Source organism: Nocardiopsis sp. iso_40 (genome assembly GCF_056173285.1).
Genome location: NZ_CM149666.1, coordinates 381,531 through 408,444 on the forward strand (window position 1 = coordinate 381,531; position 26,914 = coordinate 408,444).

The 26,914-nt window shown below is 71.5% G+C and carries 22 protein-coding genes; 9 read left to right on the plus strand and 13 right to left on the minus strand.

Translation table 11 applies throughout. The annotated features are described in order from the left end of the window. Positions 1-80: 80 nt before the first annotated feature. Entirely contained in the window at positions 81-626 is a 546-nt protein-coding gene (locus tag AC0VYD_RS01640; RefSeq protein ID WP_475478250.1) for a carboxymuconolactone decarboxylase family protein, read from the minus strand. Positions 627-764: 138 nt separating this feature from the next. Between AC0VYD_RS01640 and AC0VYD_RS01645 the strand changes: the two genes are divergently transcribed. Together AC0VYD_RS01645 and AC0VYD_RS01650 are read left to right on the plus strand one after the other, a co-directional pair. Next, the gene (locus AC0VYD_RS01645; RefSeq protein ID WP_475478251.1) at positions 765-1,616 is read left to right on the plus strand and encodes an AraC family transcriptional regulator; all 852 of its coding nucleotides are present in this window, start codon (positions 765-767) and stop codon (positions 1,614-1,616) included. 46 nt (positions 1,617-1,662) lie between these two features. Continuing rightward, complete coding sequence (locus AC0VYD_RS01650) at positions 1,663-2,373, plus strand: glutamine amidotransferase (protein ID WP_475478252.1); 711 nt, start codon at positions 1,663-1,665, stop codon at positions 2,371-2,373. A gap of 206 nt (positions 2,374-2,579) precedes the next feature. On the opposite strand, the gene AC0VYD_RS01655 is transcribed toward AC0VYD_RS01650, so the two are convergent. Then, on the minus strand, positions 2,580-3,176 hold the full coding sequence (locus AC0VYD_RS01655; protein ID WP_475478253.1) for a Uma2 family endonuclease: 597 nt from the start codon (positions 3,174-3,176) through the stop codon (positions 2,580-2,582). A gap of 126 nt (positions 3,177-3,302) precedes the next feature. Further along, positions 3,303-4,322, minus strand: coding sequence for an ethyl tert-butyl ether degradation protein EthD (locus AC0VYD_RS01660; RefSeq protein ID WP_475478254.1), 1,020 nt, complete (start codon positions 4,320-4,322; stop codon positions 3,303-3,305). Positions 4,323-4,506: 184 nt separating this feature from the next. Here AC0VYD_RS01660 and AC0VYD_RS01665 point away from each other — a divergent pair, with 184 nt between their 5' ends. Continuing rightward, the gene (locus AC0VYD_RS01665; RefSeq protein WP_475478255.1) at positions 4,507-4,671 is read left to right on the plus strand and encodes a hypothetical protein; all 165 of its coding nucleotides are present in this window, start codon (positions 4,507-4,509) and stop codon (positions 4,669-4,671) included. A gap of 121 nt (positions 4,672-4,792) precedes the next feature. Here the strand turns inward: AC0VYD_RS01665 and clpB are convergent, their stop codons facing one another. From clpB to dnaK, 5 genes are all read right to left on the minus strand, one after another. Then, on the minus strand, positions 4,793-7,420 hold the full coding sequence (gene clpB / locus AC0VYD_RS01670; RefSeq protein WP_475478256.1) for an ATP-dependent chaperone ClpB: 2,628 nt from the start codon (positions 7,418-7,420) through the stop codon (positions 4,793-4,795). Between the two features lie 85 nt (positions 7,421-7,505). After that, on the minus strand, positions 7,506-8,051 hold the full coding sequence (locus AC0VYD_RS01675; RefSeq protein ID WP_475478257.1) for a heat shock protein transcriptional repressor HspR: 546 nt from the start codon (positions 8,049-8,051) through the stop codon (positions 7,506-7,508). Then, positions 8,048-9,208, minus strand: coding sequence for a molecular chaperone DnaJ (gene dnaJ / locus AC0VYD_RS01680; protein ID WP_475478258.1), 1,161 nt, complete (start codon positions 9,206-9,208; stop codon positions 8,048-8,050). The genes AC0VYD_RS01675 and dnaJ overlap by 4 nt, the downstream gene beginning before the upstream one ends. Positions 9,209-9,356: 148 nt before the next feature. After that, positions 9,357-10,088, minus strand: coding sequence for a nucleotide exchange factor GrpE (gene grpE / locus AC0VYD_RS01685; RefSeq protein ID WP_475478259.1), 732 nt, complete (start codon positions 10,086-10,088; stop codon positions 9,357-9,359). 43 nt (positions 10,089-10,131) lie between these two features. Further along, a complete protein-coding gene (dnaK, locus tag AC0VYD_RS01690) occupies positions 10,132-11,988 on the minus strand; it encodes a molecular chaperone DnaK (protein ID WP_475478260.1) in 1,857 nt (618 codons plus the stop codon). Positions 11,989-12,608: 620 nt separating this feature from the next. Between dnaK and AC0VYD_RS01695 the strand changes: the two genes are divergently transcribed. Next, complete coding sequence (locus tag AC0VYD_RS01695) at positions 12,609-14,828, plus strand: (Fe-S)-binding protein (RefSeq protein ID WP_475478261.1); 2,220 nt, start codon at positions 12,609-12,611, stop codon at positions 14,826-14,828. Positions 14,829-14,954: 126 nt separating this feature from the next. Here the strand turns inward: AC0VYD_RS01695 and AC0VYD_RS01700 are convergent, their stop codons facing one another. Further along, positions 14,955-16,211: an alpha/beta hydrolase gene (locus AC0VYD_RS01700; RefSeq protein WP_475478262.1), complete on the minus strand. Its 1,257-nt coding sequence runs from the start codon at positions 16,209-16,211 to the stop codon at positions 14,955-14,957. 73 nt (positions 16,212-16,284) lie between these two features. On the opposite strand from AC0VYD_RS01700, the gene AC0VYD_RS01705 reads away from it, so the two are divergent. Next, positions 16,285-16,884: a TetR/AcrR family transcriptional regulator gene (locus tag AC0VYD_RS01705; RefSeq protein ID WP_475478263.1), complete on the plus strand. Its 600-nt coding sequence runs from the start codon at positions 16,285-16,287 to the stop codon at positions 16,882-16,884. 107 nt (positions 16,885-16,991) lie between these two features. Here AC0VYD_RS01705 and AC0VYD_RS01710 read toward each other — a convergent pair whose 3' ends face one another. Then, entirely contained in the window at positions 16,992-17,321 is a 330-nt protein-coding gene (locus AC0VYD_RS01710; protein ID WP_475478264.1) for a hypothetical protein, read from the minus strand. Positions 17,322-18,035: 714 nt separating this feature from the next. Here AC0VYD_RS01710 and AC0VYD_RS01715 point away from each other — a divergent pair. From AC0VYD_RS01715 to AC0VYD_RS01725, 3 genes are all read left to right on the plus strand, one after another. Then, the gene (locus AC0VYD_RS01715) at positions 18,036-19,040 is read left to right on the plus strand and encodes an ABC transporter ATP-binding protein (RefSeq protein WP_475478265.1); all 1,005 of its coding nucleotides are present in this window, start codon (positions 18,036-18,038) and stop codon (positions 19,038-19,040) included. Positions 19,041-19,126: 86 nt separating this feature from the next. Then, positions 19,127-19,969 (plus strand): ABC transporter permease, encoded by an 843-nt coding sequence (locus AC0VYD_RS01720; RefSeq protein WP_475478266.1) that lies wholly within the window; start codon positions 19,127-19,129, stop codon positions 19,967-19,969. Between the two features lie 189 nt (positions 19,970-20,158). Continuing rightward, positions 20,159-22,825, plus strand: a complete 2,667-nt coding sequence (locus tag AC0VYD_RS01725; RefSeq protein WP_475478267.1) for a sensor histidine kinase — start codon at positions 20,159-20,161, stop codon at positions 22,823-22,825. 46 nt (positions 22,826-22,871) lie between these two features. On the opposite strand, the gene AC0VYD_RS01730 is transcribed toward AC0VYD_RS01725, so the two are convergent. The 3 genes from AC0VYD_RS01730 to AC0VYD_RS01740 form a co-directional block, all read right to left on the minus strand. Continuing rightward, a complete protein-coding gene (locus AC0VYD_RS01730; RefSeq protein ID WP_475478268.1) occupies positions 22,872-23,627 on the minus strand; it encodes a hypothetical protein in 756 nt (251 codons plus the stop codon). A gap of 168 nt (positions 23,628-23,795) precedes the next feature. Continuing rightward, positions 23,796-24,293: a hypothetical protein gene (locus AC0VYD_RS01735; RefSeq protein WP_475478269.1), complete on the minus strand. Its 498-nt coding sequence runs from the start codon at positions 24,291-24,293 to the stop codon at positions 23,796-23,798. A 304-nt stretch (positions 24,294-24,597) separates the two neighbouring features. Further along, a complete protein-coding gene (locus AC0VYD_RS01740; RefSeq protein WP_473037012.1) occupies positions 24,598-25,170 on the minus strand; it encodes a gamma carbonic anhydrase family protein in 573 nt (190 codons plus the stop codon). Positions 25,171-25,545: 375 nt separating this feature from the next. Here AC0VYD_RS01740 and AC0VYD_RS01745 point away from each other — a divergent pair, with 375 nt between their 5' ends. After that, complete coding sequence (locus AC0VYD_RS01745) at positions 25,546-26,799, plus strand: cell division protein DivIVA (RefSeq protein WP_475480152.1); 1,254 nt, start codon at positions 25,546-25,548, stop codon at positions 26,797-26,799. Positions 26,800-26,914 lie beyond the last annotated feature (115 nt).

Consider the following 26,914-nt stretch of genomic DNA (forward strand, 5'->3'; position numbering starts at 1 on the left):
GCGGTGCTGGTGTCGTCGCCGCTGGCGGGACCGCACGGATCGCTCGGCAGCGACGACCCGCACGGCCCCGCCGACCGGCGTCAGTGCGCGGGCCGCAGCCGCACCCCGGGGAAGTCGACCGGAACGTCGAGCGCGATGTTGATGTAGTTGGTGAACAGGTTCAGGGCCACCTGGGCGATGACCTCGACGATGTGCTCGTCGTCCCAGCCCTGGTCGCGGACGGCCTGCACGTCCTCGGGGGTCACCTGCCCGCGGTGCTCCACGAGCTGCAGGGCGAAGCGGAGGAGCGCCGCGGTGCGGGGATCGTCGGAGGTACCGTCCTGCGCGGCCGTCAGGGCTTCCCGGCTGACGCCGGCCTTGCGGCCCAGGGCGGTGTGGGCGGCCAGGCAGTACTCGCACGAGTTGCGGTTGGCGACGGCGACGGCGACCTGCTCGCCGAGCGCGGGACCGAGCGTCCCGCCGGCGAACGCCCCGAACGACGACCACATGCTGGTGAGCGCGGCGGGCGAGTTCGCGACGGCCCGGAACATCGCGGGGACGGTCCCGAACGCTGCGTGGATCTGGTCGAGCTGGTCCTTGACGCCGCCGGTGGCCGACTCGTGCTCGACGAGGTGGACGGTGGACATGGGGTACTCCTTCGGTCGTGACGGAATCGCCCCTCGTGGAAATCCCCGAGGGGCGTACTCACAGACTGACAGCGGAGCGTGGACGAAAAGCGTGAAATCGTCCGCAGTTCGTACCAGATCGTCTGGCATACTGGGCCCGTGGCTTCCATCGACCGGCTCTCGCCCCTCCTGGACCGCTTCCGGGTGCGCACGCGCGTCTTCCACACCGGACCGCTCTGCGGCGTCACGACGTTCGCCGCGCAGCCGGGCCGCGGCTTCCTCCACGTGCTGCGGCGCGGGGAGATGGAGGTGACCCACCGCGGCGCGGACGGACGCCTGGAGCGCCTGGCGATCGACCGGCCGAGCCTGCTCTTCTATCCGAGGCCCCTGGAACACGCCTTCCACAACGCGCCGACGGAGGAATCCGACTTCGCCTGCGCGACGCTCGACTTCGACGGCGGGGCCACGCACCCCCTCGTGCGCACCCTCCCGGCCGTGATCGTCCTGCCGCTGGCGGCGGTCGACAGCCTGGAGCCGTCGCTCGACCTGCTGTTCGCCGAGGTCGACAACGTGCGCTGCGGCCGCCGGGTGCTGGCCGACCGGTTGTTCGAGGTGGTGCTCGTCCACCTCTTCCGGTGGCTCCTGGACCACACCGACGAGCTCGCCCTGCCCGCCGGTCTGCTGACGGGCCTCGCCGACGAACGCCTCGCCCGCACCCTGGTGGCGGTCCACGAGACCCCCGGCGGGCCGTGGACTCTCGCCACGATGGCGCAGGAGGCGCACATGTCGCGCAGCGCGTTCGCCGCCCGGTTCAAGTCGGCCGTCGGGCAGTCGCCGGCCGAGTACGTGACGGGGTGGCGGCTCACCGTCGCACAGGAGCGGCTGCGGGGCGGGGCGACCGTCGCCCGGACGGCGACGGAGCTCGGCTACGCCAACCCGCCGGCCTTCTCCCGCGCGTTCGCCCGCGAGCTGGGGCGGTCGCCCCGTGCCTGGCTGGCCGACGTCCGCTGACCCCGCCCCGTCCCCCACCCGAGATCCACCGAGGAGCAACAACACCATGACACGCGACGCGCTGGCACTCCGACACGTGCCCTTCGAGGACCTCGGACTCCTCGCGCCCCTGCTGGACGCCCGGGGCTACCGGACGTCGTACCTGGACGTCCCGGTCGAGCCGATCACGCCGGAGGCGGCACTGCGGCCCGACCTCCTGGTCGTGCTCGGCGGCCCCGTCGGGGTGTACGAGGACGATGCCTACCCGTTCCTGCGCGCCGAGAGGGAGGCGGTCGGGGCGAGGGTGCGCGCGGGCCTGCCCACCCTCGGAGTGTGCCTGGGCGCACAGCTCGTGGCCGCGGCCCTCGGGGCGGACGTCGTCGCCACCGGGCGCAGGGAGATCGGCTACGCGCCGCTGACGCTGACGGACGAGGGGCGCCGTTCCGTGCTGGCTCCCCTGGACGGCGTCCCGGTGCTGCACTGGCACGGAGACGAGTTCGCCGTGCCCCGGGGTGCCGAGCGTCTCGCGCAGACACCCGGGTTCCCGAACCAGGCGTTCGGCGCGGGGCCGCACGTGCTGGGGCTCCAGTTCCACCTGGAGGCCGACCACGCGCGGATCGAGCAGTGGCTGGTCGGGCACGCGCACGAGCTCGCGGCCGCGGGCATCGACCCCGGCCGCGTCCGTGCGGACGCCGCCGCGCACGGCCCCCGGCTCGCCGAGGCCGCGGTGCGCGTGTTCGAGCGGTGGCTCGACGAGATCCCCCAGGCGTCCGGGTAGGACGGGGCGGCGCGGGGCCGCTACGGCTCACGGGATCCCGCTGGATTCAGGGCGCCCCCTGAGCTGGTCCAGCCCGCGCACGGCGTCGCCGAAAGCCTTTTCCGTGATGGTGAGCGCGGCGGCCGTCGCGCCGTTGGAGCGCCGGGCCCCCGATGGGACCGTGGGACCGGTCCCGGACCCGGGTGCTCGGGGACCCTCTGGATGGACTAGCGGCCGTACCGTTTGAGCCCGGTCGTGTCCAGGGTGATCCCGACCCCGGGGATCTCGACCGTGTGCCCGTAGCCGAGCGTGACGATGCTGCGGTAGCGGTCCCCGTCCGGCTCGCTGTGTACGGTGACGCTGTCGTCGTCACGGTCGACGAGGAGGTAGGCGCCGATCCCCGAGGCGGCATAGGCCCGTGCCTTCTCGACGCGGTCCCGAGCGTTGGTGTCGAAGTCCCAGGACGTCACCTCGACCACGGCGAGCACGCCCCGGGGGTCGGCCCATTCGCCCTGTCCGGCGAAGTGGTCCACGGGTGCGAGGATGCCGTCCGGGCGTGCCCGGCCCTTGCGGTAGGTGTCCGCCTTCAGGCCCTGGCCGGTGACGTTCAGGTCCAGGTCCGCCCGCTGTGTCATGAACTGACGCATCAACCACATGAGGATCGCGTTGTGGTCGCTGTCGGGCACGGGGCGGATCTCCATCTTGCCGCTGAGGTATTCAAGTGTGACGTCCTCGCGGGCGGCGGCTTGGGCGATGACCTCGAACTGTTCGACGCTGAGCTTTTCAGCAGGGGGTCTCGGCGAGGGGTGTTCGGTCACGGTCATGGCAGGCGGTCCTTTCTGGCGTGGGCGCAGGCCCCGGTGCGCGACGCGGACTCCTGGGCCCAGGATACAAGGAGAGGGCACCTGGGACGGGGTGCTCCCGGTAGGGCGGCGCGGGGCCGCTACGGCTCACGGGGTCCCGCTGGATTCAGGGCGCCCCCTGAGCTGGTCCAGCCCGCGCACGGCGTCGCCGAAGAGGTCGTGCAGGAGGTCCTCGTCCCGCTGGTTGTCCGCGCCCGCGGCGGTGATCGCCCGCACCGCCGGGTAGCCGCGCAGGCCGACCTCCGTGGGGCGCCCGGCGCGGATGAGCGTGTGGATCTCCCGGACCGGGTACGTGTGGACGGCTCTGACCAGTTCGGCGAGTTCACCGGTGGCCGCGCCCGCCAGGAGTTCGCCGAGCGCGCCCCGATCACGTACCGCCAACTCGATCCAGCCGAGATAGGTCTGGTCGTTCGGCCACTGGTGCGGCACACCGGGTGAGCCCATCGCCGAACGGGCGTACGGGGGAAGCGGCTCGACGCGCACCCGCATGGCGCTCGGGTGCCCGCTCCACGGGCGCGCCACGTGCTCGGCCAGGTAGCGGTGGAACTCCTCGGCCGGGGCGGCTCCGGCCCGCGGCACGAAGCAGAGCACGAACGTCGGCACGGGGGGAGGCCCCTGCACGGCGGGACCGTTGACGAGGTCGAGGAGGGTGCGGCCGCCGCCCGGGGGCGACAGTTGGGCACCGATGCGGCCGAGGAAGTTGTGTGCGTCGTCGGGGATGGTCTCCCGCGCCATCGGATGGTTCGCGAACGCGGCCAGGTCGGCCTCGGACCGGAAGAGCCCGTGCGGCAGACCCCGGGGCTGGGCCGCGTCCGGCGCCTCGAACGAGACACCTCGGACCCCGGGCCAGAGGTCGGGACGGTTGGCGGCCAGACGGATCTGACGTAGCTGCCACAGGCCCGGGACGCGGGCGAACATGATCCCGTGCACGTCGCGCCAGTAGTCCTCGCAGACTTCCCGCGGGAGGTCGGACCGCCACCAGCAGAAAGCCGACAGGGTCAGTTCGGCGGCGTTCTCGAGCCCGGCCGTGTCCGCCCCGTCGGCACCGGCCCCCGGTGCCTCGTCCGGTCGTGCGGTGTGCCCCGAGAACTGCTTCCCGTCACCCATGGCTGATTCCTACCCGGTGGAGCCGTAGTCCCAGCACGATCGGATCCGGGAGCCCGAGGCGCGTTTCGTCCGCGGGCGCACCGTCCTGGCCGGTGCCGGGTGTCAGAGAACACGGAACGCCGTCGGTGCGTCCTACTGGTGTGGGCCCCTTCACAGGGGGTCCGGAGCGAAAGGGGGACGCACCATGCGCGCACTGACGGCGGCACTGCTGGCCGGAGCCGGGATCGCCCTGGCCTCGTCGGCCGCGGCCGAGGCCGAGGAGAACGGTTTCCAGGTGTCGAGCGAAGCGGCCGGGAACTGGGACCCGAACGGGAACTGGGAGCCCAACGGGGTCTGGGAGCCGAACTAGGTCCTGCCGCCCACGACCACGTCCCGACGCGGCGGCCGTCGGTTCGACCACCGCCGGTACGACGGAGCGGGGCCGCGCCCCGATGGGTGCGGCCCCGCTGGCCCCGGCCCCTACGTCCGGGTCATGCCGGAAGCCGCGGCCCGTCCGCCTTCCTGGTGGTGACCGCCAACCGGTCGCGGTCGTCGTTCACGTCCACCATGACGGTGTCGCCGTCGGTCAGCTCCCCCGACAGCAGCTCCCGGGCGAGCGGGTCGCCGATCGAGGACTGCACCAGACGCCGCAGCGGCCGGGCGCCGTAGTTCGGGTCGTAGCCGGTCAGCGCAAGCCACTCACGCGCCCCCTCGGTCACCTCCAGGTCGAGCTGGCGGTCGGCCAGGCGCCGGGCCAGCTTGTCCACCTGCAGGTCCACGATCCGGGTCAGGTCCTCGGTGGACAGCGCGTCGAACATGATCACGTCGTCCAGGCGGTTGAGGAACTCCGGCTTGAACGTCGCCCGCACCACGTCCATCACGCGGTCCCTGCGCACGGACTCCTCCAGGGACGGGTCCACCAGGAACTGCGAACCGAGGTTGGAGGTCAGGATGAGGATGGTGTTGCGGAAGTCCACCTGGCGACCCTGGCCGTCGGTCAGCCGCCCGTCGTCCAGCACCTGCAGGAGGGTGTCGAACACCTCCAGGTGGGCCTTCTCCACCTCGTCCAGCAGCACCACGGTGTAGGGGCGGCGGCGCACCGCCTCGGTGAGCTGACCGCCCTCCTCGTAGCCCACGTACCCGGGGGGCGCACCCACCAGGCGGGACACCGAGTGCTTCTCCGAGTACTCGCTCATGTCCACGCGCACGATCGCGCGCTCGTCGTCGAACAGGAACTCGGCGAGGGCCTTGGCCAGCTCGGTCTTGCCCACACCGGTCGGGCCGAGGAACAGGAACGAACCCGTGGGCCGGTCCGGGTCGGAGATGCCCGCCCGTGCGCGGCGCACCGCGTCCGACACCGCGGCGACGGCGTCCTTCTGCCCGATGAGCCGCTGGCCCAGCTCCTCCTCCATCCGCAGCAGCTTGGAGGTCTCCCCCTCCATGAGCCGCCCCACCGGGATACCGGTCCAGGAGGACACGACGTCGGCGACCTCGTCGCCGCCCACCTCGTCCTTGACCATGGGGTCGTCCTCGGTGCCCGAGGCCCCGGCCGCGTTCTCCTCCGCCTTGGACGCCTCCTCGACCTGCTTCTCCAGCTGGGGGATCTCCCCGTACATCAACCGGGAGGCCTCCTCGAAGCGGCCCTCGCGCTCGGCCAGCTCCGCCTGGGTGCGCAGCTCGTCCAGCTGCCCCTTGAGCTCACCGACCCGGTTCAGCCCGGCCTTCTCCTGCTCCCACCGTGCCACCAGCCCGTTGAGCCGTTCCTGGTGGTCGGCCAGGTCGGCGCGCAGCTTCTCCAGGCGCTGCTGGCTCGCCGGGTCGGACTCCTTGTCGAGCGCCATCTCCTCCATCTTGAGCCGGTCGACCGTGCGGCGCAGCTCGTCGATCTCCACCGGGCTGGAGTCGATCTCCATGCGCAGGCGGGAGGCGGCCTCGTCGATGAGGTCGATCGCCTTGTCCGGGAGGAACCGCGCGGTGATGTAGCGGTCCGACAGCGTCGCCGCCGCCACCAGGGCCGAGTCGGAGATCTGTACCTTGTGGTGCGCCTCGTAGCGGCCCTTCAGGCCGCGCAGGATCGCGATGGTGTCGGTGGCCGACGGCTCACCGACGAACACCTGCTGGAAGCGGCGCTCCAGCGCGGGGTCCTTCTCGATCTTCTCCCGGTACTCGTCCAGGGTGGTCGCGCCCACCATGCGCAGCTCACCGCGGGCCAGCATCGGCTTGAGCATGTTGCCCGCGTCCATGGCGCCCTCGGCGGCACCCGCGCCCACCATGGTGTGGAGTTCGTCGATGAAGGTGATGATCTGGCCCTCGGACTGCTTGATCTCCGAGAGCACCGCCTTCAGCCGCTCCTCGAACTCGCCCCGGTACTTGGCGCCCGCGACCATCGCGGACAGGTCGAGGCTGATCAGGCGTTTGCCGAGCAGCGACTGCGGCACGTCGCCGGCCACGATGCGCTGGGCCAGCCCCTCCACCACGGCGGTCTTGCCGACCCCCGGCTCACCGATGAGTACGGGGTTGTTCTTGGTGCGGCGGCTGAGGACCTGGACGACCCGGCGGATCTCGCCGTCGCGTCCGATGACCGGGTCGACCTTGCCCTCGCGGGCGCGTTCGGTGAGGTCCACACCGAACTTCTCCAGCGACTGGTAGGTGTCCTCGGGGTTCTCCGAGGTGACCCGGCCGGTACCGCGTACCCGCTCGAAGGCCTCCAGCAGCGCCTCCGGGGCGGCCCCCGCCTCGTTGAGCAGCCGGGCGGCCTCGCCGCCGTCGGTGGCCAACCCGACCAGCAGGTGCTCGGTGGAGACGTACTCGTCCTCCATCTGCTGGGCGCGCTGGGCCGCGGTGTTGATGGAGACGATGAGCTGGCGGGAGGAGCTCGGTGAGCTGACCGTGGAACCGGCCGCCTTGGGCAGGTTCGCGATCGCGGCCTCGACCCTGTCCCTGATCCGGTCGGGGTCGGCGCCGACCTCCTTGAGCAGCGGCCGGGTGATGCCTCCGGCCTGGTCCAGGAGGGCGTTCAGCAGGTGCAGGGGCTCGGTCTGCGGGCTGCCGTCGGCGGTGGCCTGGCGGATGGCGGCGGCCAGGGCCTCCTGGCTCTTCTGGGTGAGCTTGTAGTTCATCTCCGGTGACTCCGTTCGCAAGTACTGTCACTCAGGGTGACGCTCGTTGGCCGAACGCGCCCCGTGTCGAAAAGTCGGAACCCTGTCAGCCCCGGGTGGGCCCGCCCGTCCCCGGCTCGTCCTGGTCGCCCTGTCCACTCGGGCCCTGCTGCCCGCCCGGGCCGCCCTGCCCGCCCGGACCCTCGCCCCGGTCGGGGCGTCCGTCCTCGGGCTCCGCGGTGTTGAAGATCGTGACGCGGGTGCGGCGCACCAGCTCTCCGCGCACCGGTCCGCCCTCGGGGCGGGCCGGGCGGCCGCGCCGGGACACCGCCCGGCGGGCCGCCTCGAGTTCGTTGGCCAGGTGGAACACCTGCTCGCGTAGTTGCTCCACCTCGTCCTGCAGCTCCAGGATCCGCTTGATGCCTGCGAGGTTGATGCCCTCCTCCTGCGACAGGCGCTGCACCTCGCGCAGCGTCCGTACGTCGCGCATGGAGTAGCGGCGGCCCCGCCCGGACGAACGGCCGGGGGAGACCAGGCCCAACCGGTCGTACTGTCGCAGCGTCTGCGGATGCATCCCGGCCAACTCAGCGGCCACCGAGATCACGTAGACCGGTGCGTCGGCGCCGAAGGCAGGATCGTTCACGTTGTTCACGCGCCCTTCGCCCGCGCTTCGAGCCCGTCGCGCGGGTCGTAGTCCGACGTCGCCGCTCGGAACTTCTCCAGCGCCTCGCGCGCGTCGTCGTTGAGTTTCTGCGGCACCGCGACCTCGAAGGTGACGAGCATGTCGCCGGCGGTGCCGTCCTTGCGGGTGGCGCCCTTGCCGCGGACTCGCAGTGTGCGCCCGTTCTGGGTGCCCGGCGGTACCTTCACGGTCACCGGGAACCCGCTGAGGGTGGGGACCCGGACCTCGGCGCCCAGGGCGGCCTCGGGGAACGTCACCGGCACGGTGATGGTGATGTTGTCGCCGCTCCTGCCGAACACCGTGTGTCCCTTCACATGGACGACGACGTACAGGTCACCGTTGGGGCCGCCGTGCTCGCCGGGGGCGCCCTTGCCCTTGAGCCGGATCCGCTGCCCGTCGGACACGCCGGCGGGGATACGGGTCTGGATGGTGCGGGTGCTCTTGCCGCGCCCGCTGCCGGTACAGGTGGGGCAGGGGTCGTCGACCACGAGGCCGCGCCCCTTGCACTCGCTGCACGGCTCGGACAGCGAGAAGCCGCCCAGGTTGGTGCTGTCGTGCCCGGTGCCGCTGCACTTGGGGCACATGCGCGGGGCGGAGCCGGCTCGCGCTCCCGTGCCCTTGCAGGTGGGGCACGGGGCCTCGCTGCTCAGCTGGAACGAACGGGTCACCCCGTCCGCGGCCTCGCGGAAGTTCAGTGTGGCCTCGGTCTCGACGTCGGCTCCGCGCCGGCGGCGGGTGGACTCGCCCGCTCGGCCGCGGTTGCCGAACAGACCGCCGAAGAGGTCGCTCAGGCGCTCGCCGCCCGGGGCCCCGCCGCCCCCGGTGCCCTGACCGAAGATGTCGCTCATGTCGAACCCGCCGGGTCCGGCGCCGCCGGGACGGTAGGAGCCGCCGAACATCGAGCGCGCCTCGTCGTACTCCTTGCGGCGCTTGTCGTCCGACAGGACGTTGTACGCCTCGGAGATCTCCTTGAAGCGGTCCTCGGCCTTGGGGTCACCGGTGTTGGCGTCCGGGTGGTTCTCCCGGGCCAGCTTGCGGTAGGACGACTTGATCTCGTCCTTGGAGGCGGTCTTTGAGACTCCCAGGACCTTGTAGTAGTCCTTCTCCAGGTAGTCCTTGGTGCTCATCGACTGGTGCCTTCTCCCGCTGGTGCCGGTTGCGTCCGATGTTTTCACGTGTCCCCGCGCCGGGTGGGGCCGGGGTGCGACCCGGGGGCCGTGACCGACGCTCTCACGCCGGCCACGGCCGCACCAGGCTCACGGGCGTTACCCGCTCCTACTTGTCGTCCTCGCCGCTCTCGCCGTTCGCCTCGGCGGAGGCGTCGGCGGAGTCCGGGGACCCGTCGGCGGAGCTGTCCGCCTCCGTGCCCTCCATCGGCTCCCCGACCACCACGCGGGCGGGGCGGAGAATCCGCTCACCCATGCGGTACCCGGGCTGGAACACCTCGATCACCGTCTGGACGGAGATGTTGGGGACCGGGACCAGGGTGAGGGCCTCGTGGATGTTCGGGTCGAACTCCTCGCCCTGCTCCGCGTACTTCTCCAGGCCCAGCTTGGTGGCCGTGGCCTCCAGGGCCTCGCCCACCGCCTTGAACCCGCCGTTGAGCTCGTCGTGCTCACGGGCCCGGCCGATGTCGTCCAGGATCGGCAGCAGTTCACCGACGACCTGGGCGGTGGCCGCCTCGCGCACGGCCACCCGGTCGCGCTCGACGCGCTTGCGGTAGTTGGCGTACTCGGCCTGGACCCGCTTGATGTCGTTGGTGAGCTCGACGACCCGCTCGTCCGCGTTGATCGCCTCGGTCACCACCGACTCCGGGGTGTCCGGAACCTCGGGGACGTCATCGACCTCGGCCTCGACGACCTCGGGCTCCTCCCCGGTCGCGGGCTCGGCCCCGGAGTCCCGGACCTCGCCGGTCTCGGGGTCGATCCTGCGGTTGTCGCGGATCACCGGACCCTGGTTCTCGTCACCGTCACCGGTGCCGGAGCTGTTCTTGTCCGACAGCGCCATGTCCGACGTTCCCTCCTTCCTCGGCTCTTACCGGACTCCCGGGTCAGGAACCCTGGTTGCCCTTGCCGTTGTCCTCGTCGACGATCTCGGCGTCGACCACGTCGGAGTCGTCGGCGGAGGCGTCGGCGTTCTCGGCGCCGGGCTGGGCGGCGTCCTCACCCTGCTGCCCCTGGCTGTAGATCGCCGAACCGATCTTCTGGCTGGCCAGCGCGACCTTCTCGCTCGCGGAGCGGATGGCCTCGGTGTCGGTGCCCTCCAGGGCGGTCTTCAGCTCGGCGACGGCGGCCTCGGTCTCGGAGCGCACGTCCGCCGGGACCTTGTCCTCGTTGTCCTTGATGACCTTCTCGGTCTGGTAGACGAGGGACTCGGCGTTGTTGCGGACCTCGGCCTCCTCGCGGCGCTTGCGGTCCTCCTCGGCGTACTGCTCGGCGTCGCGGACCATCTGGTCGATGTCCTCCTTGGACATCGCCGAACCGCCGGAGATGGTGACGGACTGCTCCTTGCCGGTGCCCAGGTCCTTCGCGGTGACGCTGACGATGCCGTTGGCGTCGATGTCGAAGGTGACCTCGATCTGCGGGACGCCGCGCGGCGCCGGGGGCAGACCGGTCAGGTCGAAGACGCCCAGCTTCTTGTTGTACTGGGCGATGTCACGCTCGCCCTGGTACACCTGGATCTGTACGGACGGCTGGTTGTCGTCGGCCGTCGTGAAGATCTCGGAGCGCTTGGTCGGGATGGTGGTGTTGCGCTCGATGAGCTTGGTGAACACCCCGCCCTTGGTCTCGATGCCCAGCGACAGCGGGGTGACGTCCAGCAGCAGGACGTCCTTGACCTCGCCCTTGAGCACACCGGCCTGGAGCGCGGCACCGATGGCCACGACCTCGTCCGGGTTGACGCCCTTGTTGGGCTCCTTGCCGCCGGTCATCTCCTTGACGAGGTCGGCGATGGCGGGCATCCGGGTCGAGCCGCCGACCAGGACGACGTGGTCGATCTCGCTGAGCTGGATCCCGGCGTCCTTGATGACCTGCTGGAACGGGGTCTTGGTCCGCTCGACCAGGTCGGAGGTCAGGCGCTGGAACTCGGCGCGGCTGAGCTTCTCGTCCAGGTGCAGGGGGCCCTCGGCCGAGGCCGTGATGTAGGGCAGGTTGATCTGCGTCTCGCTGGAGCTGGACAGCTCGATCTTGGCCTTCTCCGCGGACTCGCGCAGGCGCTGCAGCGCCATCTTGTCCTTGGCCAGGTCGACGCCGTTGGAGTTCTTGAACTTCTCCACCAGCCAGTCGACGATGGCCTGGTCCCAGTCGTCGCCGCCGAGGTGGTTGTCGCCGTTGGTCGCCTTGACCTCCACGACGCCGTCACCGACCTCCAGCAGGGAGACGTCGAAGGTGCCGCCACCGAGGTCGTAGACGAGGATGGTGGCCTCGTCCTCCTTCTCCAGGTGGTAGGCGAGCGCGGCCGAGGTGGGCTCGTTGATGATGCGCAGGACGTTGAGGCCCGCGATCGTGCCGGCCTCCTTGGTGGCCTGGCGCTGCGAGTCGCTGAAGTAGGCCGGGACGGTGATGACCGCGTCGGTCACGTCCTCGCCCAGGTACGCCTCGGCGTCGCGCTTGAGCTTCTGCAGGATGAAGGCGCTGATCTGCTGCGGGTTGAAGTCCTTGTCGTCGATCTTGACCGACCAGTCGGTGCCGATGTGGCGCTTGACCGAGCGGATGGTCCGGTCGACGTTGGTGACGGCCTGACGCTTGGCCACCTCGCCGACCAGGACCTCACCGTTCTTGGCGAAGGCCACGACCGAAGGGGTGGTGCGGGAGCCCTCGGCGTTCGTGATGACCGTCGGCTCGCCACCCTCAAGGACCGCGACACACGAGTTCGTCGTACCGAGGTCGATTCCGACCGCACGTGCCATGGTTGTTTCCTCCGTCAAAGTTGAGTCGTTCAGACGTAAGTTTGCTTCGTCGGGTGGCGGCTGTCAAGTCAGTTGAGTCAACCCGACTCAAGTTACTTCCTACGACCTGACAACGGGTGGCCGGGCCGGGATGTTCCCGACCTGGACCGATTCCACCTGGGAAATGGGCGAACCCCGGGACAACTCGGGGAGATCCTTGACCTGGAATCCAGGGATGTGCGGGGGTTCTCGGGGTTGTCCCGGGGGGAGGGGCGGCGGGGGAGGGCGGCCCCGTGCCGGGCGGTTGGGACACGACCGGTGGTCCTACCGATGCCTCGGTGTCCCCCGTTCGTTCCGTTGTCGGCTTACATAGAGACGTGTGGTGTGTTCGGGGGAGACTCCGGTGCACCCGAGTGGTTCTGTTGTGCTGTGGCTGGCTACGGTTGGCACCCGCGCCGTCGGGGCCCGCAGCCCGATCGCGCGCGGGCGATGGATGACAGGAGGGGCGGGGCTGCCGCTGATGCCGGGTCGTCGAGGCCCAGGGTCGATGGTCGCCGTGCTATTACTCGCTAGTAACATCAAAGATGACCTCCGGTGTGTGGCGCACCGGACGACGAAAGCAGGATGGGAGGCCACGGACGATGCATCCTCTGTACTTGACGCTGGGCATCATCACCTCGGTCTTCGCCGTGGTCGCGCTTGCCTTGTTCGCTCTGGGCGGTTACCAGATCTGGCGAACTGTGAGTGTGGGCCGACCGGTGGAGCCGGAGCGCACGGAGTCGCTGGGCAAGCGGCTCACGATGACGCTCATCGAGATCCTCGGGCACACGAGGATGCTCAAGCGGCCGTGGGTCGGCGTGGCCCACTGGTTCGTGATGGTCTCGTTCCCGCTGCTGTTCTTCACGGTCGTCGAGGCCCAGGGCGAGGTCTTCGACCCGCACTTCAAGCTTCCGGTGATCCACGACTGGGCCGTCTACGGCCTGGCCATCGAGATCATCGCCGCGGCCAGCCTCGCGGGCATCGTCGGCCTGACGATCTACCGCCTGCTGAACGGCCCCCACCGCAAGGGCAAGCAGTCCCGGTTCTTCAACTCCAAGACCTGGACCGCGTACTACGTCGAGGCCTACCTGTGGGCCCTGCTGATCTCGATCTTCGTGATCCGCGGCCTCAAGGTCGCCCTCGAGGACTTCCCGTTCCCGACCTGGGCCACCCCGGTCTCCCACGCCGTGGGCGCGGTCATGCCGACCGACGCCGCCGTGGCCGAGCCCGCCATCGCGCTGGTCGCCGCGTTCAAGCTGATCATCAGCTACCTGTTCTTCGTGGTGCTGTACTTCAACCTCACCATGGGTATCGGTTGGCACCGGTTCGTGGCGCCGTTCAACATCTTCTTCAAGCGCAACGCCGACGGGTCCCCGACCCTGGCCGGCGCCAAGCAGATGATGGACTCCTCCGGCAAGAAGCCCCTCGACTTCGAGGAGGCCGACCCGGACGAGGACCCGTTCGGCGCCGGCAAGCTGGAGGACTTCACCTGGAAGGGCCTCCTCGACTTCACCAGCTGCACCGAGTGCGGCCGCTGCCAGTCGCAGTGCCCCGCCTGGAACACCGGCAAGCCGCTCTCGCCGAAGAAGGTCATCCTCGACCTCCAGGCGCACGCCTACGAGAAGGCCCCGTACCTCCTCAAGGGCATCACCGAGGAGACCCTCGCCGAGGCTCCCGACAACAGCCACGCGGGCGTCGACGTCCTCGCACTCCTCAACAAGCCGCTGGTCGGCACCGAGGAGGAGGGCGGCGTCATCCACCCCGACGAACTGTGGGCCTGCACCAACTGCGGCGCCTGCGTCGAGCAGTGCCCCGTGGACATCGAGCACATCGACCACATCCTGGACATGCGCCGCTACCAGGTCATGGTCGAGTCCAACTTCCCGTCCGAGGCCAACACCCTGCTCAAGAACCTTGAGAACAAGGGCAACCCGTGGGGCATGGCCGAGGACCGGCGGATGGACTGGATCGAGGAGCTGGCCTCCCAGGAGAACCCGGTCGAGGTCCCGGTCGTCGAGGACAAGCTGCCCGAGGGCACCGAGTACCTCTTCTGGGTCGGCTGCGCCGGCGCCCTGGAGGACCGCGCCAAGAAGACCACGAAGGCCATCGCCGAACTGCTGGACATCGCGGGCGTCAAGTTCGCGGTCCTGGGCGGCATGGAGGCCTGCACCGGCGACCCGGCGCGCCGCCTGGGCATGGAGTACGTCTTCCAGATGCTGGCCCAGCAGAACGTGGAGACGCTCAACGACGCGGGCGTCACCAAGATCGTGGCCAGCTGCCCGCACTGCTTCAACACCCTGGCCAAGGAGTACCCGCAGCTGGGCGGCACCTACGAGGTCGTCCACCACAGCCAGCTGCTGGCCAAGCTGGTCGACGAGGGTCAGCTGACCCCGGTGAACTCGATCGACGAGAACATCACCTACCACGACCCGTGCTTCCTGGGCCGCCACAACAAGGTGTACACGCCTCCGCGCGACATCATGGCGCAGGTGCCCGGCGTCAAGACCCAGGAGATGCACCGCCACAAGGAGCGGGGCTTCTGCTGCGGCGCCGGCGGTGCCCGCATGTGGATGGAGGAGCGGATCGGCAAGCGCATCAACACCGAGCGGGTCGACGAAGCGCTGACCACCAACCCGGACACCGTCTCCACCGCGTGCCCGTTCTGCCAGGTCATGCTGGGCGACGCGATCAACGAGAAGAAGTCCGCGGGCGAGGCCAAGGAGTCGCTGGAGGTCGTCGACGTCTCCCAGCTGCTGCTCCGTTCGATCAGGAACGAGGGACCGGCCGAGTCCGGTGAGGACAAGGAGACCGCTGACGCCTAGGAGCTGACGCGGTCCTCCGACGGACCACCGCACACGGTGAGGGGCGGGGTGCCCGGCGCACCCCGCCCCTTCGTGCTGCCCGGGGGGGCGGTCGCACGGGTGCCGCCGAGGGCGGCGGGCGAGGGTTCAGAGGTGCTCGCGGAGGAAGCCGTCGACCGTGTGCCGCGTGATCTGGCTGGCGAACCCGCCCCAGTTGAGGTCGTACATGTGCTCGGTCCAGGGCAGTTCCACGTGGCGGTGCGGCACCCCCGCCCCGTCCAGGGCGGCGGCCGTCCGCCGGTTGTCCTCCGGGCTGACGAACAGATCGTGCCCGGCGGTGAGCAGCAGGGTCGGCGGGGTGTCCGGTCCGATCAGGCGCAGGGGCGACATCGCCGCGTACTCCTCGGGGACCTCGTCGGCGGAGCCGCCCATCATGCGCTCCTCGCTCTCCACCAGCTCGGCGCCGACGGGGGAGTGACGCATGCGCCAGGGGAAGTCCGGGGCGTCGGCGGTCGTGTCGGTCGCCGAGTACCAGGCGATCACCGCCGCGACCTCGGGGACCTCGGTGTCGCAGCTGGGCGGGTGGTCCGAGCCGTAGGTGGCGAGCAGCGCCAGCAGGGCTCCGGCGGACTGCCCCGTGACGGCGATGCGTTCGGGGTCGCCGCCGTACTCGGCGGCGTTCCCGTGGACCCAGCCGAGCGCGCACCGGACGTCGCGCACCGCCTCTCCCCCGGCGCCGTCGGGGAAGAAGCGGTAGTCCACGTCGAACACCACGCGCTGCTGCGGGACACCGTCCCCGGGGGAACCGGAGCCACCGGCGTGGTCCGTGCCGTCGGCCAGCCAGGTGTCCCAGCGGGGGAGCATGCTCTGCGGCATGTCGAACGCCCCGCCGTGCACGTTCACCACGACGGGCAGGGGTTCGTCGGCGGATCGTGCGGGCCGCCAGACGTCGAGCTCCAGGGGCTCGCCGTCGACGGTGGCGTACTCCAGGGTGAGCGGTTCGCGGTCGGCGGAGGTGGCGAGCCCGGCCGTGTACTCCGGCAGGCTGAGCGGCGCTCCCTCCTCGCGGGCGGTCGACCACAGCGACGCGGCGGGGACCAGGGCCACGACCAGCAGGACGGCGTTCAGCCCGGCCAGGGCGAGGGCCGCCCCGCGCCGGGGGGCGGCGGTTCCGGTGCCCCGGGGAGCGAGGAGCGCCAGAGCCAGCCCGAGGGCGGCCGGAACGGTGAGGAACAGGGAGAACTCCAGGGCCAGCAGCGCGTACTGCCAGCCGGCCCAGGACACGGGCGGGAGCAGGACGAGCGCGGTCGCGGCGGTTCCGGGGAGGGCGAGCAGGGCGGACAGGGTGAGGAGTGCCGCACGGGCCCGGGGGCGGGTCCGGTGCGTGCGCGCGGAGTAGGGCATGGGCCACCTCTTTCCGATACGTTCGTATCGATACGAACGTATCAAAAAGATGGGGGTGTGTCAGAATGGGCGGGTGCCGAAGGTCGTAGACAGGGAAGCCCGCCGAGGTCGGATCGCCGAGGCGATCCACCGCATCGCCGCCCGCGAGGGGCTGGAGGGGGTCAGCGTCCGGGTGGTCGCCGCGGAGGCGGGGCTGTCCGTGGGCGCGGTCCAACGGGAGTTCGCCGCCAAGGACGAACTGCTGCACTTCGCACTGCGCGCCTCCATCGACGAGGTGTTCGCGCGGTTCGACCGGTTCCGGGTGGGCCCCGGCGGCCTCACCTTCGCCGAGGGGCTGCGGCAGGTGTTCCTGGACCTGCTGCCCACCGACGGACGGCGCCGGGCACAGGCGCGGATCTGGTCCGCCTTCTACGCGCGCGCGGCCGTCGATCCGGCCTTCGCCGAGGTCCTGTCCGAGCTGGACGCCCAGGCCAGGAAGCACCTCCGCCTGGTGCTGGAGTACGCCCGCGACCGGGGAGAACTGGCGCCCGGGCAGGACCCGGCGGCTCTGACGGAGCTGCTGATCGTGCTCGTGGACGGCCTGTGGCTCACCTGCGCACGCCTCCCGGAGGACGCGGACCTGTCCCCCCAGCGCGCGGCGGTGGAGTCGGCGGTCGCCCTGGTGGCCGGCTGACCGCGACCGAGGCCACGGCCACCAGGGCGGGACACCGGGCGCCCCGCCCCTTTCGCATCGCCGGGCACCGTACGGCCGGGGCCGCTCCCCGGCCGGGGTCGTACGGGTCAGTCCAGGACGACCAGGTGGTGGGTGATGAGCCCCGAAGTCGGGACGGAGGGCGGGCAGCGCAGCTCCGCGCTGCCGCTGCCCCGGACGACCTCGGAGGAGACGAAGGCGAAGCCGAGCAACAGGGCGCACCGCCCCGAGGCCCGCCAGCGGAGGTCCTCCGCCTCCGTCTCACAGGTGTAGGAGACGTGGCCGAGACCGAGGTTGGGGGACGTGGTGCAGTCGATGCGCTCGTCCTCGCCGGCAGCGGCGGCGGCCGTGCCGGGCACGAGCAGGGCGGTCAGGGCGACGGCCGCGGCGAGGGTTCGGGCGGGACGGGGCAAACGCATGGGATCTCCTTGGAGGGGTCTCCGGACGGGAGCCACCATGATGCGGAGGCCGTTCGAGGGGCGACTATCGCTCGGCTATCGCTCCTCCCGCACGCTCCCGCCGGAACCGCTTCCGTGTTCCCGTCCGCGCGCCTGGTCGTTTCGGTTTCCCGGCGAATTGCTTTCCGTCCCTGGTGTTCGGAAAAGCCCTTTTCCCTCCCCGGGGGTACGACGGTGAAGGGGCTGTCATTCGGGTCGTCATGACTGGTCAGTCTGGGTTCCTCCCGGTGGGCGGGTGCTGCCCGAAGTGCCTGTCCGGCCTCCCTGGAGGCGGAAACACCCCCACCGGATGATGCTTTCCGGGAAGAAGGCGGCCAATGCGCGGCCCCGCGGTTCCGGTGCACCGGGCAATAACGCATTCCGCCCACACGGCCGGGAGGATTCGTGTAGAAAGTTGACAACCGCCGAGGGGCCGCGCCCGACGTGAGTAGTGAGGGGACGGGCGCGTACCCGCCGGCGGTCGCGATCGCGCCCGCACGTGAGGTGAAGAAGGGGCACGTGCGGGCGCGGCCGCACCACCACGCGCGGAGCGAAGGGATCCCGGCCCCGGAGAGCCGGGTTTCCTCACCGACGAACCGATGACATTTGTCAGTGCCGGAGCCGGGTGAAGTGCCATCGCGGGCCGGTGACAGGAGCGTCTGTCGGCGGGGGACCGGTTCGCGGGAGCCTGGGGGCATGACGACGACAGCGAACACCGAACCGGCCGCCGCGAACCAGGACCCCGCCCAGACCGGGGGGCCGTCGGTGGTCGTCCGCGACCTCCACCAGCACTACGGCGACTTCGAGGCGGTCAAGGGCGTCTCCTTCGAGATCCGGCCCGGTGAGCTCTTCGCGCTCCTGGGCACCAACGGCGCGGGGAAGACCACCACCATCGAGACGCTGGAGGGCTTCCGCCGACCCAGCTCCGGCAGTGCCCGGGTCTTCGGCCGGGACCCCTTCAACCAGCCCGCCGGGGTCCGTGAACGCGTCAACGCGGTCCTCCAGGGCAGCGGACTCCTCGACGACCTGAGCGTGGACGAGAACCTCGGCCTCGCCAGCGATCTCGCCGCCGCCCCCCGCGACGCCGACGAGGTCCTCGGGCTGGTCGACCTCACCGACAAGCGCAGACTCCGCGTCCGCCAGCTCTCCGGCGGCCAGAAGCGCCGACTCGACCTGGCGCTGGCCCTGATCAGCGACCCCGAGGTGCTCTACCTCGACGAGCCCACCACCGGCATGGACCCCGAGGCCAGGAACGAGACCTGGAAGCTCATCAGCGATCTCAAGGAGAGCGGAGTCGCGGTCCTGCTCACCACGCACTACCTGGAGGAGGCCGAGCGCCTCGCCGACCGCCTCGCCATCATGCACCGAGGCCGGGTCCACGTGGAGGGCACCCTGGCCGGGGTCCTCGCGGGTTGGGGCGACCGGGTGAGCTTCCTGGTCCCCAGTGACGTGCGTACCGCCGACCTGCCCGAGGTCGAAGGGGCCGAGGTCGAGGTGCGGACCCGGGACCAGGCCCTGTGGGCCACCTACACGGTCACCGGCGGCGAGGTCGCCGACCGCGCCCACCACGCCGTGTCCGCCCTGTTCGAGTGGGCCCGTGAACAGCGGACGACCCTCCAGCACCTCCAGGTCCGCGGCGCCTCCCTGGAGGACGTGTTCCTCCGGGTGGCGGACGACACCGCCGACACGCTCCCGGAGTGAGACACCGGGTCCGACCCGCCCCATCCGCCCCACCGGGGCCGCCCGCCCCCACCGCGCGGCCCCGCACAGACCCCAGGAGAAACCCGATGACCACGACCACTGCCCCGGCCCCGGACCGGGGGGCCGCCCGCACACGGACCGCCCCGGGATGGTTCCGGCAGACCCTGCGCCTGACCCGTACCGAGTTCACCCTCTTCGTCCGGTACAAGACCGCGTGGCTGTACCTGGTGATGCCGCTGGTCCTGTTCATGCCGCTGACGTCGGTGCCCAGCACCCCGGCCTTCGGTGACTTCACCACCCTCGACCTCTCCTTCGCCGCGGCCGTCCTCGGAATCGGCCTGATGCTGGGCATCGGCCACCCCTCCAACGTGTTCGCCGCACGGCGGGAGTCGCTGGTCCTCAAACGGCTCCGGGTGAGCGGGGTCCCGCAGGCGGCGATCTTCGGCGGGGTGGTGGCGCTCGTCGTCCTGTTCACCCTGCTGCTCGCCGCGCTGGTCATCGCCGTCGGCGGCAGGGTGCCCGCCGACCCGGTGCTGATGCTGGTCGCGGTGCTGCTGGGCGCCGTCGCCATGAGCCTGGTCGGCCTGCTGATCACACCGCTGGTGCGCAACGCCGAGTCCGCGCAGATGTTCTCGATGGTCCCGATGCTGGCGCTGCTGCTCACCGGCGGGGTCTTCTTCCCGCTCGACCTGCTGCCCGAGCCGGTGCGCGTGGTCGCCCAGTTCCTCCCGGTCGCCCCGACCGCCGAGATGGCCCAGGCCGCCTACACCGGTTACGACGTCTTCGGCGGCGTCGAGGGCGCCGAGGCGGTCGGCACCGCGGCCCTGTGGACCGGCGCCCTGCCGGCCATCGGCGTGATGCTCGTGTGGATCGCTGTCCTGGCGCTGCTGGTCCACCGCTACTTCAAGTGGGACCCCCGCCAGCCGTAGGGCGGGGCCGGGACACCCGCGCCGGGACGCCCGGGACGGGGGCGCCCCGGCCCGGCCGCGCCGAGGGGAGGGCCCGGAACGGGACCGGGCTGTGGACAACGCCCGGAAGGGCCCGACGCGCTCTAACGTGAGGGGGAGCGCTGCCGGGGCCGCCCGGCACCGACGTACTGACGGCGCAGGGAGGCGGACGTGGTGAACCACGGTGCTGGTGCGGTGGAGACGGCGCCGCCCGGCCCCGGGAACCGGCCCGGTCCGGGGGACGCGGAGGGGCTCGCCCCGTCGGAGGCGAGCAGGAGCTTCAACCGCAGGGTCCGTCGCGCCCGGACGCTGTGCCTGTGGAGTACGGCGCTCTTCCCCCTGGTCATCCCCTTCTGGGCCGCGTCCGGGCTGCTGACGGAGCTGGACCTGGACACCCCGGCCGACCAGCCGGAGCTGCTCACCGCGGTCCGCTCCCTCGTGGTCCTCCTCGCCGCAGTCCTGTGCTCGGCGGCGATGTTCCGGATGATCCGGGACCGGCTGGACGGGGCGCGGGCCCCGGACCGCCGCCTCTACCGGAGCACGTTCGCCCTGCTCGCCGTGGTCGCCCTCTTCCTGTGGCACACCCCCAACGTCTTCTTCATCTGCGCCAGCACGTGGGCCATCGTCGTCTGCCTGGCGCCAAGGGGACGGCTCCTGCCCCCCACACTCCTCCTGGCGGCACTGCCGTGGGCGAGCGCTCTCGTCTCGCCCCGGGAAATCTCCCTCCTCAGCCTGCTGGGGCACGGCATCGTCACGGTCCTCTGGGGCGTCTTCGTCTGGCTGAGCCTGCTGTACACCGTCTGGCTGTGGGACCGGATCCGGGAGGCGGTCGAGGGGGAACAGGCCCGGGCCCGGTTGGCGGTGGACGGGGAACGGCTCCGCTTCACCAACGACATCCGGGAGCTGCTGGGGCACGAACTCGGCTCGCTGGAAATCGGCGCACGGCGGGCCGGCGGGCTCCTGCGGACCGATCCCGAAGCGGCGAAGGCGGAGGTCGACCGGGTCCACGACCTGGCCAGGACGACACTGCGGCAGGTGCGCTCGGTGGTCCGGGGGTACCGCGACATCGACCTCGGCACGGAGGTGCGCTCGGTCCGCGCGGTCCTGGAAGCCAACGGGACCGCCACCAGCGTCACCGGGCTCGACGGCCTCCGACTGCCGTTGGACACCTCCGCCCTGGCCGCCTGGGTGGTGCGCGAGGGCGGCACGAACGTCCTGCGGCACAGCCGTGCCCACCGTTGCCGGATCGCCTTCTCCGTGCTGGAGCCGTCCGGGGACGGGCGCCGGGAACTCGTCGTGGAGATGGTCAACGACAGGGCCCGGAAGGACGGGCGGGGCGGAGCGGACTCCGGCAGCGGTCTGGCCGGGCTCACCGAACGGGTCGACGGGGTGGGCGGCACCCTGACGGCGGCCCGGACCGACGGCGGCGGCTTCCTGCTCCGGGCCGCCCTCCCCCTGCCCGACGGGCCGGTCCCCCCGGAGGACGGTGTGCGCGGCCCGGACCCGCTCGCCGTGTCGGACCGCCGGACCGGGAACGCGCCCCCGCCGGGGTCCACCGCCGCGACAGCTGCCGCGGACCCCGGCGGGGATCCCCCCGGGCCCGACGACGCCCCGGCACCGACAGGCCCGGAAACGGATGCCCTCCAGGGGGAGGGCGTCGACCCCGGCGGCATGGCCGACGACCGACGGGTCCGGATCGCCCGGCGGATCATCATGGGGGTGATCGGCCTGAACGGCCTGATCCTGGTCGCCCTGGCCTTCGGAGACGTCCTCGTCAGCCTCCAGCTCGGCGTGCCGCTGTGGCGTTCGGCGGTGGGTACGGCCCTGGCGGTGGTGGTCGCCGTCCTGCTCGTGCGGCTGCTCCGGGAACGGGTGGACGGCAACCGGCAGCCGAGCCCGAAGCTCTTCTGGACCTCGGTGGTGCTGCTGCTGGCGGCAGCCGTGTTCCTGCGCTCCCCGCCCCTGACCCTGGTCATGATCGGTTTCTGGTGGGGGACCGGGATCTTCTTCACCTCGCGCCGGTCCGGGCTCCTGGTCACCCTCCTGCTCCTGCTGTCCCCCCTGCCGCTGATCCCGACCTTCTTCGACCCGAGCGAGGTCGACCCCCTCGCCTACGGCCTGGTCTGGCTGGCCGCGGCCGCCGCCGCGCTGCTCCAGGTGACGGCCACGCTCGGCACGGTCTGGCTGTGGGACATCAGCCGTGAGGCGGTCGCCGGGCAGCGGGCCCGCGCCCGGTTGGCGGTGACCCAGGAGAGGCTCCGGTTCGCCCGGGACATGCACGACCTGCTCGGGCACAGCCTCTCGGCCCTGTCGGTCAAGGCCCAGTTGGCCGGGCGGCTCGTGGACCGGGCCCCCGAACGGGCGGGCACCGAGATCGCGGAGGTCCAGGCCCTGGCCCGTCAGGCGCTCCAACAGGTGAGGTCCGCGGTCAGCGGGTACCGGGAGGTCGATCTGCGGGGTGAGGTGGAAGCGGTCGCGGCCGTCCTCGGCTCGGGTGGTACCAGGGCGGAGGTCACCGGCCTGGACGGGCTGGAGCTGCCGCCGGAGGTCGCCGAACTGGCCGCCTGGGTGGTGCGTGAGGGCGGCACGAACGTCCTGCGGCACAGTGAGGCCGAGGCGTGCCAGATCAGTTTCGCGATCGCCCGGGAGGGCGACGACGGGCTGAGACAGCTGGTCGTGGAGGTCCACAACGACCGTGCGAAGGGGGAGGACGCGGAGTGCTCCGGCGGCAACGGGCTGGCCGGCCTGTCCGAGCGCGTCGCCCTGGGCGGCGGAGCGCTGTCCGGGGCCCGGACCAGGGACGGCGGCTTCCTGCTCCGCGCGATCATCCCGCTGTGATTCGTCAGCGCCGTGATCCGTCAGCCCTTCGGCCCCACAGGCGTACTCAGAGGACTCTGACCGAGGAGAGGGCGGCGTCGATGCCCTCGGTGGCCTCGTTCGTGCCACCGGTGTCGAGGCCGAGCACGAAGGCGCCCTTGCCTCCGGCGAGTTCGACCACCAGGAACCGGCCGTAGGCGTCCGCACCGTTCCCGGGGCCGCTGCCCACGGTGGCACCGAAGGCGGGCAGGCCGTCCACCTCGGTCTGCCCGGACGGTTCGGCCCACACGTCACCGCCGTCGGTGACCAGGTCGCCGACCATGTCCACGGCCATACGGACCCCGGAGACCGCGACGGGTTCCAGGGAACCGAGGTCCTCGGTTCCGGTGACGATGATCGCGTCCGGGTCCTCCGCGGATCCGTAGACCGCGTACGAGGAGAACTCCGCCGGGACCTGGTCGTCGCCGAGACGTTCCCAACCCTCGCCGGGCAGTTCGTAGGCCAGCCCCGCCCTGGGGTCGGTGACGGTGCCCTCCCCGTCGGGCCCCGCGCCCGGACCGGCGGTACCGTCCTCCCCGTCCTCCTCGGTGCTCTCGCTTCCGTCGGCAGCCGGGGCGGTTTCCGCGCCGGACCCCGGGCCCTGTTCGGAGAGGAACCAGATGAGACCGACCGCCGTGACCAGGAGGAAGAGAAAGGTCACCGCAAGGGCGACCGTGAGGGCGGTACGGCGGGTGCTGTCGGTGCCGTTCTCGTCGTGCCGTCGGCGGCGGAGGCCGGAGGCGCTGTCCTCCTCGTGCGCGGTCCGTTCGGGCGCTGTGTTCACGTCTGGCTCCTGAAAGGGTGCTGGCCGTTCCCCGGGCCCCGGGGCCCAGAGAGGCAGTACCCGTTGCACCCGCACGCGGAGCGGGATCGGCGTGGCCGGATCGGGCCGTTTTCGGCCGGAGCGGAGCCTGCTGCGGCGGGGCGGGCCCCGACCGGGCGGCCCGGCCCCTCAGGTGTGCCGGACGTACCAGGGAAGGAACGGTTCGCACCTGGGGTGCGGCGGCCTGGTGTCGGAGCCGGTTCCGTGGGCGGGCAGGACGACGGTCGCGGAGCGGTGACCGGTACGCAGGGGCACCGCGGGGTCGGGGTGCCGGCTCTGGCCGGCCTCCTCCAGCGGTCCGGGGTCGCGCGGTGCCGTCTCCTCCGGCTCTTCGCCCCGCGTCCCTTCCCCGGGGCGGACGGGATCGCGGGGCCTGGGCGGGGCCTGGACACCGCCGTCCGGGGGTTCATCCGCCGGAAGGCCGTGCGGGTGGCCGTCCTCCGCCGATACCGCGGGGGGAGCGCAGGCCCCGGCCCCCGTGGTGAGCCCGAGGACCCGGTCGAGCTCGGCGGGGCTGAGGGCGTGGTCGGCGTCGGCCACGGCGATGAGGACCTCGGCGTAGAGTTCGATCTCGTCCAGGGCGACGTGGTCGTGGAGACGGTTGCGCAGACCCGGGGTACTCGCCACCACTCACCTCCCGGGACAACGGCGTCGCAGGACAGGACGGCAGCCCCTGCGCGGGGCGTTGTGGGCGCGGGCGCGACGGAACCGTTCCCACAGGGCGAGAGGACCCCCAGGCTACGTCCGCCAGTGCCCGGGGCGCATGACTCTTGTGGACCAGTGGCCCGCCCACCCGGGTTAGCCAGAGGCCGGTGGCCCTCTCGGGGGAGGGGTGCGGGGCCTCCCCCGAGAGGGCCATCCGGTCGCGGGGCCGGTGCCCGGGACCGCTGTGCGGACGCGGTCCCGGGACGCGTGTGAGCCGCCGCGCGGGTCAGCGCCAGGTGACGTCCTGGTGCTGGACGGCGTAGCCCGCGTAGGCGGTGGGGGTGTGCTCCAGCACGAGGCGGTCGTCGTCGTTCAGTTCCCGGACGACCTTCCCGGGAAGGCCCGCCCAGAGGGTGTCCGGGGGGACGGTCTTGCCGGGCGGTACCAGCGAGCCCGCGGCGACCAGCGCGCCCCTGCCCACCCGGGCGCCGCCCAGCACGATCGCCCCGATACCGATGAGCGCGCCCTCCTCCACGATCGCGCCGTGCACCATCGCCTTGTGGCCCAGGCTCACGTCGTCGTGCAGGATCGCCGGCTGGCCGGGGTCGGAGTGCAGACCGCACTGGTCCTGGATGTTGACCCGTTCACCCACCACGATGTCCTCGGTGTCGGCGCGAAGGACCGATCCGTACCAGACACTGCTCCGGGGGCCCAGCCGGACGCGTCCCACCACGACGGCTCCGGGAGCGATCCAGGCGGTGGGATGGATCTCCGGTTCACCGAAGGGCGCCCCGCCGATCCACGGCCCCGGTGCCTGCGGGGCCTGCTCCGCCGCCGGTCCGTCCGTCGCGCTGCCCATGTCACGGTCCTCTCGAACGTAGGTCCCCGGGGCCGGAGTGCGGGAAGTTGACCGCTCTGCCCCCGTACGGGGATGATCGCGCATACCTTAGTAAGAACGTGACCAGGGTCCGCACGGCGATGTACCTGTCAGGGATCTTGACGCTGGGGCGCAGCGCGTGTCTACCTTGGTCGTTTGGACGGTGTCCACGGCGTTACGCTCCGCTCTCGGCCGGTGCCCCTCATCGCGCCGAACCGGAGCACGAAAAACCATCTTCGGGCCGACCTCACCACAGGGGCCCGGCGGGTGTTTCTGTGACAAATGGGTACGGGGCTACTCTCACCATCTGCGACGCGCAGTCAACGGTGTTAAGGACATGAAGGGCACATGAGCGATATGTTGCCGGGCGGCGGACTGCAGCAAGACAGGTTCCCGACAGTGCGCAAGGGCGGCTACGACAAGGCGCACGTCGACGACTACTACGTCCGAATGGACAACCAGTTCAAGGACCTCCGCGAGCGTCTCCAGCGGATGGACGACGAACTGGAACAGTACAAGCGCGACCTCGCGATCGCTCGGGAGAAGGCCCAGGTCAAACCTGAGCACGAGCAGATCAGTGAGCGTATGGCGGAGATCCTCCGGATAGCCGAGGAAGAGGCCAAGGAGCGTCGCTCCCGGGTCGAGGCCGAGGTGAAGGAGGCCCAGAAGAAGGCCCAGGAAGAGGTCGCCAAGCACCGCAAGGACTCCGAGGAGCACGCCGAGAGGATCGTCTCCTCCGCGCGCACCGAGGCCAACGAGATGGTCGCCGGTGCCAAGAAGGAGGCGGACCAGCTCCGGGAGCAGGCCAAGCAGGAGGGCGACCGCCGTCTGAGCGAGGCGGAGGCCAGGGCCAAGAAGATCCACGACACGGCGGACCGCCGTCTGGCCACGCTGACGGCCACGCACGCCGAGGCGCTGCGCCGACTGAAGGACATGCACTCCACGCTGGCCGACCTGGTCGCGGCCGAGGACCGGGCCGGCGCCTTGGAGACGGGCCTGTCCCGCGAGGACGCGGCGTCCGCCCCGGCGGAGGCCCCCGGGGATCAGCGCGACTCCGGTCAGCAGAGCCCGGGTCGGCAGAACGCCGGCCAGGCCAAGCAGGCAGCCAAGCCCGAGGGCGGGGCTCCGGAGGACAAGGCGGCCCAGGGCCGGGCTCCGGAGGACAAGGCCGCTGGGAACAAGGGCTCGGAGGGCGGGGCCCCTGAGGCCGCCAAGCCCGCGGCCCAGCCGGAGAAGGACGAGGCCACCACCAAGCTTCCCCCGCTCCAGCAGGAGTCGGACGAGGCGACGGTGCGCATCAAGCCGGTGCCCAAGCCCGACCAGGCCAAGCAGGAGGGCCCGAAGCCGGAGGTGCAGCAGGACGAGGGCAAGGGCGGCGACCCCAGGGCCGCGGCCGCGCAGCCCCCGCAGGGCGCCCGCTTCACCGGCCCGGCTCCCGGCGGACAGCCGCAGGCCCACCAGCAGCAGAGCGGTCCGCAGCAGCCCCCGGCGGCCCCGCCCGCCGACGAGGTCGGCGGTGACCCGGGCATCACCGGGGTCTACCGGCGACCGGAGGGCCCCCAGCAGCCGCCCACGGGCGACGAGGGCGTTCGGATCATCCGTAAGCCCTGACGGGCGGAGCTCCGCCCGTCAGGTGACGGGGGCGGGACCAGGCCGGTCCCGCCCCGGTGCTTTGTGGTCAGTTGTAGGGGGACGTCCGCCTTGTCGCAGGCTGTCGGCTACGATG